Source organism: uncultured Lamprocystis sp. (assembly GCF_903933125.1).
Classification (GTDB): domain Bacteria; phylum Pseudomonadota; class Gammaproteobacteria; order Chromatiales; family Chromatiaceae; genus Thiodictyon.
Genome location: NZ_CAIZIZ010000588.1, coordinates 1 through 16,768, shown reverse-complemented (window position 1 = coordinate 16,768; position 16,768 = coordinate 1). Strand labels below are relative to the sequence as shown.

Annotated in this window: 18 protein-coding genes and 2 pseudogenes; 14 read left to right on the top strand and 6 right to left on the bottom strand. The window is 62.4% G+C overall.

Features of this window, described 5'->3' with window-relative positions; all coding sequences use genetic code 11:
* Nucleotides 1-668 precede the first annotated feature (668 nt).
* From serS to QZY03_RS31845, 3 genes are all read left to right on the top strand, one after another.
* Nucleotides 669-1,943: a serine--tRNA ligase gene (serS, locus tag QZY03_RS31855; RefSeq protein ID WP_295588514.1), complete on the top strand. Its 1,275-nt coding sequence runs from the start codon at nucleotides 669-671 to the stop codon at nucleotides 1,941-1,943.
* Between the two features lie 276 nt (nucleotides 1,944-2,219).
* Nucleotides 2,220-2,546, top strand: a complete 327-nt coding sequence (locus QZY03_RS31850) for a hypothetical protein (RefSeq protein ID WP_295588512.1) — start codon at nucleotides 2,220-2,222, stop codon at nucleotides 2,544-2,546.
* Nucleotides 2,547-3,005: 459 nt separating this feature from the next.
* The gene (locus QZY03_RS31845; protein ID WP_295588510.1) at nucleotides 3,006-3,464 is read left to right on the top strand and encodes a hypothetical protein; all 459 of its coding nucleotides are present in this window, start codon (nucleotides 3,006-3,008) and stop codon (nucleotides 3,462-3,464) included.
* Here QZY03_RS31845 and QZY03_RS31840 read toward each other — a convergent pair.
* Nucleotides 3,403-5,847, bottom strand: coding sequence for a DNA internalization-related competence protein ComEC/Rec2 (locus tag QZY03_RS31840; RefSeq protein ID WP_295588508.1), 2,445 nt, complete (start codon nucleotides 5,845-5,847; stop codon nucleotides 3,403-3,405). The genes QZY03_RS31845 and QZY03_RS31840 overlap by 62 nt on opposite strands.
* Before the next feature lie 144 nt (nucleotides 5,848-5,991).
* Between QZY03_RS31840 and QZY03_RS31835 the strand changes: the two genes are divergently transcribed.
* Nucleotides 5,992-6,546, top strand: a complete 555-nt coding sequence (locus QZY03_RS31835; protein ID WP_295588505.1) for a DUF2062 domain-containing protein — start codon at nucleotides 5,992-5,994, stop codon at nucleotides 6,544-6,546.
* Here QZY03_RS31835 and lolD read toward each other — a convergent pair.
* The gene (gene lolD, locus QZY03_RS31830) at nucleotides 6,492-7,208 is read right to left on the bottom strand and encodes a lipoprotein-releasing ABC transporter ATP-binding protein LolD (RefSeq protein WP_295588503.1); all 717 of its coding nucleotides are present in this window, start codon (nucleotides 7,206-7,208) and stop codon (nucleotides 6,492-6,494) included. The two genes, QZY03_RS31835 and lolD, sit on opposite strands and share 55 nt — an antisense overlap.
* Nucleotides 7,201-8,451 (bottom strand): lipoprotein-releasing ABC transporter permease subunit, encoded by a 1,251-nt coding sequence (locus QZY03_RS31825; protein WP_295588500.1) that lies wholly within the window; start codon nucleotides 8,449-8,451, stop codon nucleotides 7,201-7,203. Before QZY03_RS31825 ends, lolD begins: the two co-directional genes overlap by 8 nt.
* Nucleotides 8,452-8,860: 409 nt before the next feature.
* On the opposite strand from QZY03_RS31825, the gene QZY03_RS31820 reads away from it, so the two are divergent.
* Nucleotides 8,861-9,436, top strand: a complete 576-nt coding sequence (locus tag QZY03_RS31820; protein WP_295588498.1) for a Uma2 family endonuclease — start codon at nucleotides 8,861-8,863, stop codon at nucleotides 9,434-9,436.
* A gap of 46 nt (nucleotides 9,437-9,482) precedes the next feature.
* Here the strand turns inward: QZY03_RS31820 and QZY03_RS31815 are convergent, their stop codons facing one another.
* Complete coding sequence (locus QZY03_RS31815) at nucleotides 9,483-9,707, bottom strand: type II toxin-antitoxin system Phd/YefM family antitoxin (RefSeq protein WP_295588496.1); 225 nt, start codon at nucleotides 9,705-9,707, stop codon at nucleotides 9,483-9,485.
* Nucleotides 9,708-9,907: 200 nt separating this feature from the next.
* On the opposite strand from QZY03_RS31815, the gene QZY03_RS31810 reads away from it, so the two are divergent.
* The 7 genes and pseudogenes from QZY03_RS31810 (at nucleotide 9,908) to QZY03_RS31780 (ending at nucleotide 14,760) form a co-directional block, all read left to right on the top strand.
* Nucleotides 9,908-10,132: an addiction module protein gene (locus tag QZY03_RS31810; protein ID WP_295588494.1), complete on the top strand. Its 225-nt coding sequence runs from the start codon at nucleotides 9,908-9,910 to the stop codon at nucleotides 10,130-10,132.
* Nucleotides 10,133-10,765: 633 nt separating this feature from the next.
* Entirely contained in the window at nucleotides 10,766-11,035 is a 270-nt protein-coding gene (locus QZY03_RS31805) for a type II toxin-antitoxin system Phd/YefM family antitoxin (RefSeq protein WP_295588491.1), read from the top strand.
* On the top strand, nucleotides 11,007-11,366 hold the full coding sequence (locus QZY03_RS31800) for a type II toxin-antitoxin system RelE/ParE family toxin (RefSeq protein WP_295588488.1): 360 nt from the start codon (nucleotides 11,007-11,009) through the stop codon (nucleotides 11,364-11,366). The genes QZY03_RS31805 and QZY03_RS31800 overlap by 29 nt, the downstream gene beginning before the upstream one ends.
* Nucleotides 11,367-11,559: 193 nt before the next feature.
* Nucleotides 11,560-11,742, top strand: a pseudogene (locus tag QZY03_RS31795) (transposase); the annotation flags it as partial.
* Between the two features lie 197 nt (nucleotides 11,743-11,939).
* Nucleotides 11,940-12,968, top strand: a complete 1,029-nt coding sequence (locus tag QZY03_RS31790) for a hypothetical protein (RefSeq protein WP_295588485.1) — start codon at nucleotides 11,940-11,942, stop codon at nucleotides 12,966-12,968.
* A 208-nt stretch (nucleotides 12,969-13,176) separates the two neighbouring features.
* Complete coding sequence (locus QZY03_RS31785) at nucleotides 13,177-14,106, top strand: PD-(D/E)XK nuclease family protein (protein ID WP_295588482.1); 930 nt, start codon at nucleotides 13,177-13,179, stop codon at nucleotides 14,104-14,106.
* Between the two features lie 15 nt (nucleotides 14,107-14,121).
* Nucleotides 14,122-14,760, top strand: coding sequence for a hypothetical protein (locus QZY03_RS31780; RefSeq protein WP_295588480.1), 639 nt, complete (start codon nucleotides 14,122-14,124; stop codon nucleotides 14,758-14,760).
* Between the two features lie 8 nt (nucleotides 14,761-14,768).
* Here the strand turns inward: QZY03_RS31780 and QZY03_RS31775 are convergent.
* Nucleotides 14,769-15,059: pseudogene (locus QZY03_RS31775) on the bottom strand (transposase); the annotation flags it as partial.
* 393 nt (nucleotides 15,060-15,452) lie between these two features.
* Between QZY03_RS31775 and QZY03_RS31770 the strand changes: the two are divergent.
* Together QZY03_RS31770 and QZY03_RS32335 are read left to right on the top strand one after the other, a co-directional pair.
* Nucleotides 15,453-15,728 carry a DUF4258 domain-containing protein gene (locus QZY03_RS31770; protein WP_295588478.1) on the top strand — a complete coding sequence of 92 codons (276 nt, stop codon included), beginning with the start codon at nucleotides 15,453-15,455 and terminating at the stop codon, nucleotides 15,726-15,728.
* Nucleotides 15,616-15,954 carry a type II toxin-antitoxin system MqsA family antitoxin gene (locus QZY03_RS32335; RefSeq protein WP_366935557.1) on the top strand — a complete coding sequence of 113 codons (339 nt, stop codon included), beginning with the start codon at nucleotides 15,616-15,618 and terminating at the stop codon, nucleotides 15,952-15,954. The genes QZY03_RS31770 and QZY03_RS32335 overlap by 113 nt, the downstream gene beginning before the upstream one ends.
* 127 nt (nucleotides 15,955-16,081) lie before the next feature.
* On the opposite strand, the gene QZY03_RS31765 is transcribed toward QZY03_RS32335, so the two are convergent.
* Nucleotides 16,082-16,516 (bottom strand): hypothetical protein, encoded by a 435-nt coding sequence (locus tag QZY03_RS31765; RefSeq protein ID WP_295588476.1) that lies wholly within the window; start codon nucleotides 16,514-16,516, stop codon nucleotides 16,082-16,084.
* Between the last annotated feature and the right edge of the window lie 252 nt (nucleotides 16,517-16,768).

Sequence of the window (16,768 nt, the reverse complement as noted above, 5' to 3'; positions counted from 1 at the left end):
CCGGTCAACAACCGGACGCTGGTGTGGCAGCGGCGGGCGCACGCGACATGAACGTCTTGCGTGGGAGCGGCCTCCGGCCGCGACGGTGGGCGGTGATGAACGCCGACGCAACGAAATCAGGCGCGGCCCCGTCGCGGCCGGAGGCCGCTCCCACGGGGGCACTTTGCGGCTTCCACGAAAGTGCCCTGGACTCCAGGGCGTAGGTTGGGGGTGACGCAGGAACCCCAACATCCAACTATCGGCGGGCGGCCATGTTGGGGTTCGTTCCTCACCCCAACCTACACGGATCGCGCTTAATCATTGTTCCGGTCAGCGTTCGCCGAGGCACGGGGCGGAAATCCGATCCACAGGTGTCACAGATGAACACAGATTTTTCTTCTTCATCGGTGGACATCTGTGACACCTGTGGACCAATCCGGGTTCCGAACGCTTCGCGGCGGTGCGGATGACCGCGCGGTGAGGCCGCGGACCGCAGGGCGTAGGTTGGGGTGACGAAGGAACCCCAACATTCAACCATCAACGGGTGGACATGTTGGGGTTCGTTCCTCACCCCAACCTACACCGATCGGACTCCGGTTCCGGCCCGGCCGCCCGGTGTAGAATTCACCCCGACATCGGCCGCGCAACTCCGGCCTCCTGCTTTCTCCTGCCAAGATTGGTGACTTCCCGTGTTAGACCCCCGCCTGCTTCGTACCGACCTGGATCTGGTCGCCGCTCAACTGGCCCGCCGCGGGTTGCAGTTGGATACCGCCCGTCTCGACGCCCTGGAGGGTGAACGCAAGGGCTTGCAGGTGCGGGTGCAGGAGCTGCAGAACGAACGCAACACGCGCTCCAAGGCGATCGGCCGGGCCAAGGCGGCGGGGGAGGACACGGCGCCCCTGCTGGCGGCGGTGGCGGATCTGGGCGAAGGGCTCAAGTCGGCGGAGGAGCGGCTCAATGCCATTCAGCAGGAATTGACCGAGATCGCGCTGAGTCTGCCGAACCTGCCGGATGCCAGCGTCCCGGACGGCCGGGATGAGCACGCCAACCGCGAGGAGCGCCGCTGGGGCGAGCCGACCCGCTTCGACTTCGCCCCCAAGGATCATGTCGACCTGGGGACGGCGCTGAGCTGGATGGATTTCGACGCCGCGTCCAAGGTGTCGGGCGCGCGTTTCGTGGTGCTGTCCGGACCCCTGGCGCGGATGCAGCGGGCGCTGATCCAGTTCATGCTCGATCTGCATACCCGTGAGCACGGTTACACCGAGGTCTATGTCCCTTATCTGGTCAACGCGGAGAGCCTTTACGGTACCGGTCAGTTGCCCAAGTTCGAGGCCGATCTGTTCAAGGTGCCGGGTGAGAAGTCCTTCTATCTGATCCCCACCGCCGAGGTGCCGGTGACCAATCTGGTGCGCGATGTCATCGTGGAGGCGGACGCCATGCCGCGCAAATGGGTGGCCCATACGCCGTGTTTCCGCAGCGAGGCCGGCTCCTACGGCAAGGACACGCGCGGCATGATCCGTCAGCATCAGTTCGAGAAGGTGGAGCTGGTGCAGGCGGTGCCGCCCGCGGAGTCGGCCCAGGCGCACGAGGCGCTCACCGGTCATGCCGAGACGGTGCTGCAGCGGCTGGGGCTGCCCTACCGGGTGGTGACCCTGTGCACCGGGGATCTGGGCTTTTCGTCGCGCAAGACCTATGACCTGGAAGTCTGGCTGCCCGGTCAGCAGACCTATCGCGAGATTTCCTCGTGCAGCAACTTCGGCGACTTCCAGGCGCGCCGCCTGCAGGCGCGCTGGCGTAATCCCGAGACCGGCAAACCGGAGCTGCTGCATACGCTGAACGGGTCCGGACTGGCGGTCGGCCGGACTCTGGTGGCGGTGCTGGAGAACTACCAGCAGGCGGATGGGCGGATCGGGGTACCGGAGGCCTTGCGGCCCTATCTGGGCGGGACTGAGGTGCTCGCATGATGTTCCGCGATGATCGTACTATGTGATCTGCTGCGCCGGTTATTTCCTTATTTTTTTAATGCATTATTCTCTTATGCCATTAGAGAAGTGATGGAAACGGGAATAACAGAATGAGCAGAATGTAGTAGTATTTCAATGGAAATGACGCATTATTCAGTTTGATCGGTTCCTTGACATCCGGGATTTGTCGAATATACTTGACTGCAAGGCTCAGCTTCTGACGCCGAACCTGAGTATGCAGTATCGCTCATCAGTCCCAGATAAATCGGAGTGATCATGATGAATACGCAGAAACTGGTGCAGTCTTCGCTTCTGGCCGTTGCCGGGCTCGTTGGCGCTGGTATCGCAACTGCGGCGGTGACCAGCGGTCCGGTCGAAATGGTCTACGCGGATTCGACGACCACTTATATCTACGTTAGTCCGAGCGATTTCTTGGCAGTGCCGGCTTACGTTTTTTCCTGCAGCACCACCGATCCGGAACTCGCCAGAGCAATCGTTGCGAATCTGCACAAGAATGTCTACCTGGTTTGCAGCAATGCCTCGTGGCCGGCAGCCGGCAGTTATCGGTACGGCGGCACGGTAACTTATCTGTACGCGAATTAGGGCCTGCGGTGGGTACAGCGCCGCCGGATGTCGTCGCGGATTGCAGCACGGATGCAGAACAAAACCGCTTGGTCGTGTTGCGCTTGCGCGTCGCGGGCGATCAGTGCGATTGACGCCGGTGCCACGGACGGCGACGCTGAGTTGCCACGTTTCCCTGAATGAGATGTGAATATCTGATACGAGCGAAACCGATAGGCTCGTTCAACGTGAGTGTCTCAACATTCGCGCGGCTGTTGAGAGATCGCATCCATGATACGACACACGATGATTCTGAGTGGTGCCCTGATCATCTTCGGTGCGGGATTCCTGACCGGCCGCTACACCGGCGTTGGGACTGAAACCGCTGAGTCGACGACAGCCAGTCGCCCGGCAGCGGCAGCGGCCCCCGCCAATCAACCGCCAGGGGGTGGCCCCGCGGGTCGTTCAGCGGGGTCCGATGCGCCAGCCCAAAGCGTCTCCATGGCAGCGCGCGCGGGGCTCGGAGAGCAGCAAAGCCGAATAGACGCCGCACCTGATGTAAACCGGTTCCAGCCGCCTGGATGGGTATTGACACCGCAGGACCGGGCCGATCTCATTACCCAGCAGATCGAGGCCAGGGACGCCAGCCTGAAGCAGTTGGACGCGATGATTCAAGGCTTGGAGTTGGGCGGTGCAAGTCAAGAGCAGATCGCGCATTTCCGTGAAATGAAAGGGGTGATTGAGGAAGCGGCGATGGATGACATTGAACTCTCTGAGATCAATCCGCCGGAGCGCAGTGACGACGATCTCAGGAGCGACTTCGCCGCCAGTCTTGAGCAATCCGGCCTTAGCGCCGCGGAGCGCGAGCAGATGCTCCAGCCGTTCGATGCGGCTCCGATCACTGCCGATACTGATCCCGCAGACGCGGAGAGGGCGCTTCCTCCCGGCGCGCACCGGTAGCGACGTGCGTCCAAATCCGACGTGATCGATCGCGCCAGAGCCAGGGTCCAGCGAGTGAACCTTCGGCGCCCAGCCGTAATTCGATCGCGCCGGTGATACCCGTATCGAGCGTGGGTATCGCGCGGGTGGCAATGCGTTCCGCAACCGCCTTATTCGGGAATCCGAATGGATTGGCATAGCCGGCGGCGAAGAGCACCAGCCGGGGATTGACCGTATCCAGGAGCGCGGCCCCGGTCGAGGTCGAACTGCCGTGGTGTCCGGCGACCAATACATCGGCAGCCAGGCCGGTGCCGTATTGCTCGACCAGGCGTGACTCGATGCCGGTACCGACGTCCCCGGTCAGCAGGATCGCGCGTCCCGCGGTTGCGATCCGCAGGACGCAAGAGGCGTCGTTGCCTGTGAGTGCCTTCACTCCGGCTTGCGGCGCCGGTGGGTGCAGGAACTCAAAATGCACTCCGGACCAGTCCCAGCCGTCACCCGCCCGGCAGTGTTCGGCCCCCGATAACGTCAAGGCCGCGGGCTCACCGCTGAGCACCCGCCGCACGGGGATTCGGTCCATGAGCCCCGCCGCCCCGCCGGCATGATCCCGATCGGCGTGACTCAGTACCAGGATGTCCACCTGGGCGAGGCCTTGCGCGGCCAGAAAGGGCGCGACCACGACCGCGCCCGTGCTGAAGCCGCTGGGGTAGCTGGGGCCGGCATCGTAGACCAGGGTGCCCGCCTGGGTGCGGACCACCGCGCTGAGTCCCTGACCAACATCCAGCAGCGTGAACCAGACTTCGCCCGGACCGGGCGCCGCCGGCCGGACCAGGGCCAGCGGCAGCAACAGCGGCAGCCCCAGCCAGCGCCCCGGCAGGCCGCGCGGGGCGAGCAACAGCGCCGCCCCGAGAAAGGCGAAGGGCCAGACCCAGTGCGGACCCAGGGGCGGGGCGAAGGCCGCCCAGGGAAAGGCGGCGATCCAGGCCAGGGCCGTCAGGCACCAGTCGAGCAACTGCGCGGTCAGGATCAGCGGCAGGCTCAGTCCGGGCACCAGACTCAGCAGGGCGGTCGCCAACACCAGCGGAAACAGCAGCAGGGTGAAGAGTGGTTCGGCCACCAGATTCACCAGCGGCGCGATGGCGGAAGCGCGGCCGAACTGGAGTAACAAGAGCGGCAGCAAGCCCAGCGCGACCGCCCATTGCGCCCGTCCCCAACGGCTCCAGGGGTCGCGGCGGGGGAGGCGCTGACCGAGATTGAACAGCAGCACCGCCACCGCGGCGAAGGACAGCCAGAAACCGTAGGCCAGCACCGCCCTGGGGTCGACGATCAGGACCGCGATCAGGGCCAGGATGAGGGCGTGCCAGTGACGCGGTGTCCGCTCCCAGAACAGGACCGCGAAGACCACGGCGGCCATGATCAGGGCGCGCTGAGTCGACACCGAGAAGCCGGCCAGGGCGGCGTAGGCCAAGGCGGCGAGGAAGGCGCCGATCGCCGCCGCACGGGGTGCGGCCAGCGCGAGAGCGAGCCGCGGCCGGCGCGACCAGACCCAACGGATGAGAAAGAAGGCAACCGCTGCGATCAACCCCAGGTTCAGCCCCGAGATGGCCACCAGATGGCTGGTGCCGGTGCGGGTCATGGCCTCCCAGTCGTCGCGCTCGAAGCCGGACTGGTCGCCGGTCACCAGGGCCTGGACCAGGGGCAGGGCGCGGGCCTCGCCCAGCACCGCGGCCAGATGGTCATTGAGGTTCTGGCGGGCGCGCGTCAGCCGGTAAGGACCGGGTCCCGCATCAAGTCGCTCGGCGCCCGCGCCGCGGCGGACGCTGCCGGTGGCCTTGATTCCCTGGGCGAACAGCCAGCGCTCGAAGTCGAATCCGCCGGGGTTGGCGAAGCCGTGGCGCGGTTTGAGCCGCACCGGCAGGCGCCAGCGCTCGCCGGCGCGCAGGCGCGGCGCATCCTCGTACCAGGAGATGCGCACCAGACCGGTGAAGGGCAGTGGTTGGCCGTCGGCGCTGGCCTGCTCGACATCAAAGAGGAAACGGCGGCCCAGGTCCAGATCGGTGGGCAACGAGGCGATGCGTCCCTCGATGGTGATCGGTGTGCGGGCGAGCGCGTCAGGAAAAGGGTTGGCGAGTTGCAGCGCGGTGTGAATCTGGGCATAGAGAAGACCGACGCAGAGTGCGGCCAGCGGGCGACAGACGTTGGGTTGCTTGAAAAGACCCAGTATGATCGCCAGAACGCCGAGCGCGGCAGTGGTCCAGATCGGAGGCATGGCCGGCGACAGATAGAAGCAGCCGATCCCGACCGCGAAGGCCAGCCCCAAGCGGGCCAGGTTGGGTCGCGTCTGCGTTGCAGGCGGCGGCTGTTGCTGACCGTTGAGGCGCGGCGGTGGGGGATTGGCCGGCATGGATCACGTCCTGTGACGTTGATATCGGCCTGAGTCTAGCGCATCCGTCACAGTGAATGGGTACCATCGCCGCAGGACCGGTCGGTTTGACCCGCGCAATCATCCGCGACCGATTTATCACGAGTCATCAGACGGGACCGCGCCGTGAAAAAATGGCTGAAGCGCATCATGCCCGCTCCGCGGACCCTCCGGGAGAACCGCTGGTTGTCCGTGTTCGGCAAGCTGCTGCATGATCCCAATCTGTGGTACCTCAACCGGCGGTCCGCCGCCGGCGCCTTCGCCGTGGGTTTTTTCATGATGTACATGCCGCCCATCGGCCAGATGGGTCTGGCCGCGGCGGCGGCCATCGTGGTGCGGGTGAACCTGCCGCTCGCGGTGGCGCTGGTGTGGATAACCAACCCCGTGACCATCCCGCCGATGTTCTATTTTGCCTATCTGGTGGGCAGTTGGCTGCTGGGCAGTTCACCCAAGGGGTTCGATCTGGGCTTCTGGGCCGACTGGCACAACTGGGTCGAGGTGATGGCGCCGCTCGGGCTCGGCATGTTGGTCTGCGCCACGGGATGCAGCATCCTGGGCTACTTCGGCGTGCGCTTGCTGTGGCATTGGTATCTGGTGCGCGCGATCCGGCGGCGCAGACTGCGCTATCAGGCGTTGACCGCGCCCGCGGTCAGCACGCCGTCGTCCAACCGCCAGATCTGATCCATGCGTCCGGCCAGGCTCAGGTCATGGGTGACGATCACCAGCGCGGTGCCGATCGCCGCATTCAGTTCCAGCATCAGTTCGTAAACCTGACCCGCCGTATGGCGATCCAAATTGCCGGTTGGTTCGTCCGCCAGCAGGCAGGCCGGCCGGGTCACCAGGGCGCGGGCGATGGCCGCCCGCTGGCGTTCGCCGCCGGAGAGCTCGGATGGCTTGTGGGTGCCGCGCTGCGTCAGCCCGACTCGCGCGAGGATCGCCTCGGCCTTGGCCCGCGCCTCGGCCGGCGACGCGCCGCCGATCAGCAGCGGCATGGCCACGTTCTCGACGGCGGTGAACTCCGGCAGCAGATGGTGAAACTGATAGACGAAGCCCAGATGCCGGTTGCGCAAGCGCCCGCGCCGCGCCTCCGAGAGGTGCCCGATGTCCTGGCCCAGCCAACTGACCCGTCCGGCGGTGGGCCGGTCAAGCCCGCCGATGCAGTGCAGCAGGGTGCTCTTGCCGGAGCCCGATGAGCCGACGATGGCGACCCGGGCGCCGGACTCGACCCGCAGGTTCACCCCGCGCAACACTTCGACTTCCTGGGGACCTTCGCTGAAGATCTTCCCGAGCCCTTCGATGTCCAGGGCCGGAGCGCCGTCCTCGCCGTGCAGCGGGTTATTCATAACGCAGCGCCTCGGCCGGCTGGGTGTTGGCCGCCCGCCAGGCTGGGTACAGGGTCGCGAGTACGGACATGATGAAGGCTGAACCGGCGATCAGCACCACATCCTGCCAATGAACTTCGGACGGCAGATCGCTGATGTAGTAGATGTTCGGATCGAGGAAGTGCACGTTGAAGGCGGCCTCGACGAAACCGACGATCGATTCGAGATTGAGGGCGAACAGCACCCCGACGATCACCCCCATCAGAGTACCCATCAGCCCGATGGCGGTGCCCTGGACGATGAAGATGCGCATCACCGAGCCGGGCGAGGCGCCCAGGGTGCGCAGCACCGCGATGTCGGAGCGCTTGTCCGTGACCACCATGACCAGCGCGGAGACGATATTGAAGGCAGCCACCGCGACGATCAGGAACAGAATGATGCTCAGCATCCGCTTCTCGATCGCCAGCGCCCGGAAGAAATTGGCGTGGACCTGCGTCCAGTCGACCACGCGATAGACGCCGCCCAAATCCTCGGCGATCTGCAGTGCCATCCGGGGGGCTTCCCACATGTCGGTGAGCTTGAGCCGAATGCCGGTGACCCCGTCGCCCAGCGCCATCAGCTTGGCCGCGTCGTCCATCTGGACGAAGGCCGCGCTGCGGTCATAGTCCGCCATGCCGACCGAGAAAATGCCGCTCACGGTGAACCGCTTGAGCCGCGGCATGACGCCGATCGGGGTGGCGGTCACTTGGGGGGTGACCACGGTGACCTTGTCCCCCGGACCGACTCCCAGATAGGCGGCGAGCTCGTCACCGAGGATGATGCGGAAATCGCCGGGGACCAGATCATCCACCGAGCCGCTCTCCATCTGGCGGCGCAGGTCCGACACCTGATCCTCATCGACCGGCAGGATGCCGCGCACCAGCGCTCCACTCACGTTGGAGGGACCGACGAGCATCGCCTGCACCTCCACGAACGGTGCGGCACCGACCACGTCCGCGTGGGTGCGGACCTTGGCAAGTCCCTCACGCCAGTCGGTCATGCCGCCGCCGTAAGGGTCGGACAGGGTCGCATGGGAGGCCATGGACAGGATCCGCTCACGGATCTCCTGGTGGAACCCGTTCATCACCGACAGCACCACGATCAAGGCCATGATGCCGAGCGTGATCCCCAGCATGGAGACCAGCGAGATAAACGAGATGAAATGGTTGCGGCGCTTCGCGCGAGTGTAGCGCAGGCCGATATAGAGGGGGAGGGGATGAAACATGGGGCGGTATTAAACCACAAAGGGCGGTTCCCTGTCTGGCGACGCCATCCGCGAACGCGGCCGTGATGTCCCCAACGCTCGCGCCTGACGCCCCGGCATGCCGGTGAAACCCAGGCGCTTTAGATTTCTTCCGGTTTCTCTGCGGGGTATGCTTAGGCGATTTCCGAAGGATTTCGGACCGCGCGGGCTCAACCTCCGCTGACGGGGGCGATGCGACCGGAGGCCGACGCTTTAGCGGGCGGCGGCCCCGCGTTCGGCCGAAACCTCGATCTCCGGTCTGTTATGCGGGTGGAGCAAGATCCGCGGGGAGCTGTAGGGGCGACTTAAGTCGCCCCTACCTGCCTGCCTGTCGGTCGATCTCTTCCCGAAAATCACCTTAGCTAGATCGACCAGTACGAGAAGCCGAGCCATGCACGCGCACCAGAAGACCCGCCCCAGTCTCTATGAACAGCTTGAAGCCCTGCCGGAAGGACTGACCGGGGAAATCCTCAACGGTCAGATTTACACCCAGCCGCGCCCGAGCGGCCCGCATGTGTTTGCCGCGTCTGAGCTAGGCTACGAACTGCTCGGCCCGTTCGAGCGCGGACGCGGGGGTCCCGGCGGCTGGTGGATCGTTCAGGAACCCGAACTGCACTTCCTACGCAACACCGAAGTCGATGTTCCGGACCTGGCCGGATGGCGCAAGGAGCGGTTACCCGGATTTCCGCGCGACCATCGCTTCACCGTGGTGCCGGATTGGGTGTGCGAAATTCTGTCCCCATCGACCGAGAGCAAAGACCGCAAGGTCAAGATGCCGATCTACGCGCGGTACGGGGTTCCCTACGCCTGGCTGCTCGATCCGGTCGCGCACATCCTGGAAGCCTACGCCTTGGAAGGCGGCGCCTGGAGGGAGATCGGACGCTTCGCCGGCGCAGCAGCGGTGTCGGTTGCGCCGTTCGCGGCAGTGACGATCAGACTGGATGACCTGTGGGCACCGATCGAGTAGCGATCGGGCTTGGGAGCGACCGACGTAGCGCCAAGGCAAAAGCCGGCTAGACCGCGTCGTCTGCTCTGGGGCCGGTGAGTTCCCGACGTAGGTCGCCGAAGAGGTCCTCCTGGGCGATGGTCCGCCCCTGGGCGCAATCGGTCTCGCCCTGGACCAGCAGCTTGAGCATCAGGAAGCCCTCGTGCTCCGCCTGGTACTGCTCGTAGTCCTGGACCACGGCGCTGGCGCGGCCGTTCCGGATCAGGACCAGCACCCCCGGTTCGTCGTGCAAACGGGCCAGCAGGCGGCTGGCGTCGGACTTGAACTCCCTGTTATCCCGTCCCCTTTTATCCGCTATTATCTGGTGTCCGGTTTCCGCCGGACACCGTGGTCTGTCGCCGGTTTTGCCCGTCCCCAGTTTCGCCCCCTGGGCGCCGGACTGACGTAATGCGCAGTACGATCCGTCGCCCCAAATTTTATTGAGGTGTCACCATGATGTTTTCGCAGCTTGAATCCGCGGTGCTCACATTCCCATTGGACCAACGGGCCGCGCTCGCTCAGAAGCTGCTGTTGAGTCTGGAAGAACCCAACGACGCCGAATTCGACCGTCTATGGGGAGAAGAAAGCGCCCGACGCGCCGACGAGTGCGATGCTGGCCTGGTTCAAGCGATTCCCGGCGAGGCCGTTGCGGCCAAGGCACGGGCATTGCTGAAGTGAGGCACAGCTTCCTGCCCGGTGCGGAGGCGGAATATCTGGACGCCATATTCTTTCGGATCGTCGGAGACGCCTTGCAGATTGCGGTGGTTGCCCATCATCGCAAGCGTCCAGGTTATTGGCTTTCTCGGATCGAATCCCAAGGATGACCGTCGATGGTTCCACCACGTCGAACGCGGCCCGGGCGCGCGAGTCCGCTGGTCAGGCGGTGCGTGCGGTCAACGTCTCGGTCGGCGGAAACTGCCAATCGGGATGCGCCGGCAGCACGGCCGCGACGCGCTCGATCGGTACCCTTGTCTCTGCTCCTGCACCGAGCTAAGTGGCCTATCGGAGTAATCGTGGTACGTCCCTGAGGTATCCCCACGAAATGTCTATTTCGATCAGATAGATACAGAGTTATTTAGTAGCTAGGTAAGCCCCTGACGCAGGGGTTCCGCTAACCTACTGATGTCTCGCGCAGATTCGTGGGGATACCTCAGGGTACGTCCCCTATTTCTTGTCCCCTATTTCTTCCTCGCGTCCCCTATTTCTTCCTCGTCCCCTATTTCTTCCTATTTCTTGGCCGTCCCCTATTTCTTGGCAGACCACTTGACCGGTGCTACTGTCCGCACCAACCAAGCCCAGCGACAGGCGTCCATGAGCATGAAATTCTCCGAAGACGTGGTCCCGTTAGCGGACCTCAAGGTCAATCCTGGTCGTGTGGTCAAGCACGCGGCCGAGGCCCATCGGCCCGTGCTGCTCACCAGCCGAGGGCGCGGAGTCGCCGTTATGCAGTCCGTGGCCGACTACGAGCAGGCCGCCGAGGAGCGGGCCTTCATGCGTGCCGTGGTCGCGGGATTGGCCGACTTGGACACTGGCCGCGAGGTCTCTCTCGCCGATGCCAAGGCCAGGTTCGGCGTGGCCTAGGGGCGTGACCGTCGCCAGGGTGAGTTTCGCCGAGTCCGCACTCGGCGACTTGACGGGCATCCAGGAGTGGTACGCCGACGAAGGGGTGCCGGAGGTTGGCGACCGGCTTGTCGCTGAAATCTTTGAACGCGTGGAGGTGCTCGCCGACCACCCGAGCATCGGGCGTATCGTTCCGGAGTTCGGCCAAACCTTCCTGCGCGAGTTGATCCACCCTCCTTTCCGGATCGTCTATCGCCTCGACGCGCAGCGCGTTCGCATCGTTCGTGTGTGGCGGAGCGAACGGTTGTTACGGCTGCCGGGATCGGCCAAGGCACAGAACCCCGCGGGTTGAGCATTGCATGCACCCGTCTCGGCCGACCCCGATTCGGCTTGACTCGCATCCGGCAACGATGCGGGAGTTTCGGGCGGGAGATCCGGGGGTAGTTTGTCGATCTCGCCGCAGCTTACAGATACCGAATTGAGTAAACTGTCCCCGGAACTCGCGGAACTCGCGGTCCCCGGAACTCGCGGTCCCCGGAACTCGCGGGCAGCACTTCTGGGCTCGGGGGTACTTCGTCTCGACGGTGGGTCGAGACGAGGCGACGATTCGTGAGTACATCAAGAACCAAGAGCAGGAGGACCAGCGACTCGAGCAGCTCAACCTCTGGAGCTGGTTCGCCACCTTTAGGTGGCCCAAGAACCGCGGGGCCGCGTTAGCGACCCCGTAGCCGCTTTGAGCGGCTCACGATCGAAAGCCCCCGGCTTTGCCGGGGGATTGTTACTGCCATTCTGGTCTATCCCCGGTTTTGCTTCCACCCGCAGTCGAACGCTCGCATCGGACAACCTCTGACGCATAGCTGTGGCCTAATCATGCCCTGACGTCCGATGAAGGCGCTGCGCGCACCACCACAGGGGAAATATTGCGATGAAACGCCGTACATTACTGCAAGGCGCCGGGGCGGGGGGCGCGTTTTACCTTCGCAACGCACTGGGTTTCAGCGGCAACGAGACCGAGACCACGATGGTCCGGCCCTTGGTGCCAGTGTTCGACCGCTTGCCGCAAACCCTGGCGACTCATGCGGGGCTGTCGCTCGCCTCGGCCACGCCAGACCAGTTGGCCATGGCGTCGTCCGCGACGTTCGACTCCACTGCAATCGGTCGGGGGGTCTGGCCGCTGGTGATCGGACTGGGAAAGACGGGGGGACGCATCGTCGACCAAATCCCCGCGCGGTTCCCAGAGCTATTCCCTGAGTTGTTCGGGTTCCATCATCTCGAAGACGGGGCAGGCGACCTTGGCCTGTATCGCACTGGGCTGGCGAGTGGCGCCACCACCGCCACCGGGCTCGACCTGCGCTTGGCACGCTGCTCAGGCGCCGTGCTGATCCTCGACGCCACCGATTCAAGAGTCCGCGCCGAGGCAACGCATTGGGCTGGTCTTCTGGCTGCGGCCGGCGTTTATCTGCGTGTGCTCGTCGTACTCAATGCCTCGGGCATCCGCCACGACGACCCTTGGCGTGCGGGATTACAGGCCCCAGTCATTGAGGTCCAACAGGGCGCGAACACCCTGGACCAGACGGGAATCGTCCTTGTCCTGCTGCCCGGCCTGCTGATGCTCCAATCCAATAGCAGTCACGACTTCGCGGATACACAGGGACCGCTGACCAGGACCAGGTTCGCCCGCACCACGGCGGTCCGCTGGACGCCGCCCGAAGACCCCGGACCGGCCATCGCCACTGCCTACGCGGCCGTGTCACCGCATCGCTGCCGTTATGCGCACATCTGGGTCAATGCGCCCCGGTTCGCTTTCACTTCGTGGGCCGAACGCGACGCGATATCGCGCCGATTCGGCGAAGCCCTGCCGGACGACGCTGATGGATACTGGTTTGAGCCTTGGTGGTGCCCAAATATGAGCGCAGCAGAGCGGGTGTTCAGCGTAACGATGATGTATGATTGAGACGAGGCTTTAGAAGCCAGGCTCCAATACGCTTTCGTAACTGAGAACCGAGGAATTAATGCGTGCCTGGACCTCGTTCGCTTTTTTTCCTCTGCGGAGGAAATAAGGATATTGTCTGGTCGGCTCCATCCGGGGCCAAGCCGTAAGCAGATAGTTGTATCGATATCGGGCGCTTTGTCTCATGCAGCAAACAAGGGGGATTTGCAATATGCCGACTCCGACTGTACCTGTCTCTCCATTGGCTGGATTGGCAGATTTCTTCACGACGTGGCGTTGTATTCATTTAACTGCACCGGAAAATCCGTCTGCCGAACCTGCTCCGGAGCTTGCCGTACAACTTGGACGATTCTTTACCGCATGGGCCGAGAATCATAACGCATTATTTCGAGACACACCCATACCTGAATCACTAGCCGATCAACTCCAGCGTTTTTTTGCAGCGTGGCAACCACTACACACCCCGATTGACCACAAGCAATCCGTGCCTACCATCGACTGGGCCGCACGGGTGATCGAAATGACACTCTTTTTTGAAGACTTTCGACCAGCTTTGCAAGCTCAGGCAGCGCTGCATTCGCAAGGTTCATTGATCAATGTTTGGGAGGTCAGCGGTCTAGGGTGGAACGAGTTGCGCAACAGCAAGGTTTTGGCATGGCTGCTCGATTGCCGGGGCACGCATGGTCAAGGGGCAAAGATTCTTGCCACCCTGCTTGAGGGTATTCCATCAGATATTAAAGATTTTCCAAAATCGGGAACGACCGATCTTCCCTACTGGACTCGTGTCGAATCTTGTCCCTTGGGGGAAAAGGACAGCCGGGTCGACATTGAGATCGACGGCGAGGGCCTGCTGCTATTCATCGAAATCAAGATCGGCGCTGTGGAAACCGCCAAACAGCTTGATCGCTATCTGGCAATCGCCAAAGCTAGGGCTCGCGGCCGACCCTGGGGCGTCATCTACCTGACTCGCTACGGGCAATTGCCTTCTCGATATCAAGATGCGGGTACGGATGTACCGTTGATTCCAGTCTCATGGAGCGATGTCATCAAGGCAATCGAACGGCAGATCGAGACGCTGCCTGATTGCTTCACAAAAATCGTGCTTCGGCAGTTCGTCGAGCACATCCAATCATTTTTGTAATTTCAAGGTGAGAAAATGTGTGACAAACAAGCAGCAGCCCTGATCATCGAAAACATTGCGATGCTTGAAGATGCGATGAGACTGCTCAACGGCGAACTGAGCGAAAGTGTTTTTTCCGCTATTGATCGAACGATTGAAGCGTGGGCAGCAGGCATGGAGTGGGATGGCTGCTTTGAATTCTGGACTGAAGACTCAGGCACCTCTTTTGGGCCAGGACAATGGCAGACAGGCGAGCAGCGCGATTGGATCGCATACTTTTCTATTGATGTGATTGATGACGATGATGAGGAATGGCTTACTGCATTGTTGGCTGCACGTCAGTCGAGAATTATCTTCAAATTTTGCTTCGACCGTGCTCAATTGCCTAATGCCACGAGGCGTGCATTGAATCATTTCGTGCGCCAGATAAATAGGAAACCGGAATATGCTGGTATTGAAAGGGCGGGCTTTCGGTTTGATCGCGCAGAAGGCTCGTGGCACTTACCTTGGACGATCGACGCAAAACTCCTCGCCGAAACTTACGTCAACGACACCATTGAAGACGCCCTAGAACCCGTTAGGAAAGCCCTTGAAAAAATTAACGACGTGTATCCGCTGTTCGCGAGAATAGTCGAATCCGCCCGGGAGCAATTCGGTGCTAATAATGACGCCTGAGTAATCGTTCAGACCCCCACCTGCGGCAGGGGGGCCAACGACAACCCCTGGCGCCGGTCAGTGATGGCCTTGACCAGGTAGGTCCAAGGCGAGTGCCGACGTTGCCGACAGGTGTCGATGACACTGGCCAGCAGGGTAAAGGCCCGGGAGCCAACGGCGGTACGGGTGCCATGGCTGAGGCGGCGGGCGATGACCCAATGGCGCAGCGCACGCTCGGCCGCGTTGTTGGTCAACGGCAGTTCCGGGTGCGCAAGCACGCGGAAGATGGCGTCCCAGTCGTTGAAGAACTCAACGGCTAAGCCGCAATTCCGGGGACAGTTTACTTGCAATTCCGGGGACAGTTTACTTATTTCATACTCCGCGGCAGACCCTATTGAGTAAACTGTCCCAGGAACTTGACCATATTGACCTCGAGGACTGACCCATGTGTCCTGCTGCTAAACCACGCCCAGTGCGAGAAACGTAATTGGTAGGTGCGGCTTTAGCCGCACGCTTGGCCGGCGCGGTTGACACCGCACCAATGCCAAAATTACGCATCCGGTCCTGAGCGCGGTTTAAGAGGATAAGGGGCCAAGCTCGTATGTCACTGACTTAAGCCCAACCAACTGAGAAAAAAAATCGTTCATCCGGCCGTTGCCTCTCGGTCAGTTTGAACATTAGCGGCCGTGACCAGGAGGCGCTAAACGCAACTTGTGACCACGATCGACATCTTTCGCGAGCTGATTCGCTCAAAGAACTACGTCGTCTCGCATCACGCAGCAGATGAACTCGAAGACGATGACCTGACAATCCTTGACCTGGAAAGCATCGTCCTCACTGGCCGGATTGTCGAACGACAACATGACGGAGAAACAGATGAAACGAAGCACGTCGTCAACGGAAGAAGCATCGCAGACTATGAAGCGGAAGCTGTCGTCAAGATCGGCTTCAGTGGCGAACTCATCTTCATCACAGTCTACGTCATCTGAGAATTGCGCCTACTGCGGCAGTTCAAATCTCCATCACCGCCTTGTGACGCGGAGTTTTGGAAAAGGTGACAAGTTACTTGTTATTGAGGGCATTCCATCAATTTCTTGCGGCAATTGCGGGGAGTCATATTTTACCGCAGCTACCATGCATGAGATCGAGCGGGTGAAGGCGCATCGTAAGGCGTTAGCCGTTACTCGCCCGGTTCCTGTAGCGACCTTCGCGTAAAGAGCGGAAATCGGGAGGCGCAATACCGGAAAATAGGGCACAGTGCGGCCTGGGAGTTTCGGGGACAGCTTACTTATTTCATACTCTGCGGCGGACGCAATTGAGTAAACGGTTCCCGGAACTGACGCTAGACGAAGGGCGCCACCCGCAGGGGCAACCGGTCGCGCAGAAGGTCAAACAGCGCCGGCGGCACGATGCAGCCCGACCGTTCGTATTGGTCGGCAGGGTGATCGAGCATCACCGAATAGTAAGCGGTGTGATGCGGCGATGCCGCCCGGGTACGCACATAGGTGCCGCGGACCTCGACGACCACGACCTGGAAATAGATGCCCTCCAGGGGGTCCACATAGAAGGCGGTAGCGCCCGGACGCGGCTGCCAGTCCCGGTAGGCGGGGACGACGAAGCCCGCCAGGAGCCGCGCCGTGTCTCGGTCGAGCCGTTCCAGGCGCCGCGCCAATTCCTCGATCTGCTGCCGCAACTCTGTCGCCTGCTGGAGATTGCTCCCCAGGCGCTCAAAACGCTCCTGGTCCTGCATCGAGGGTGATTCGTCAGTCGTTGCCATCGCGTGCTGTGGTCGTTGCCATTGATGAGTGGGCCTTGGTCATAAACCCGGCCACCGTGCGATCGGCACGGTCGTCGGTCCGCACAGCGGACCCTACAGGCCGCGGTGTTACCGATCGGGTCGGGGTGACGGGATTGCGCCCGTCACCCCTCCCACACCACCGGACATGCGGTTTTCCGCATCCGGCGGTTGAGCCTAGCGGGCTGTGCCCGCAAGCGTCCACCGAGATGAACGCCCATTGGACCCCTTCTT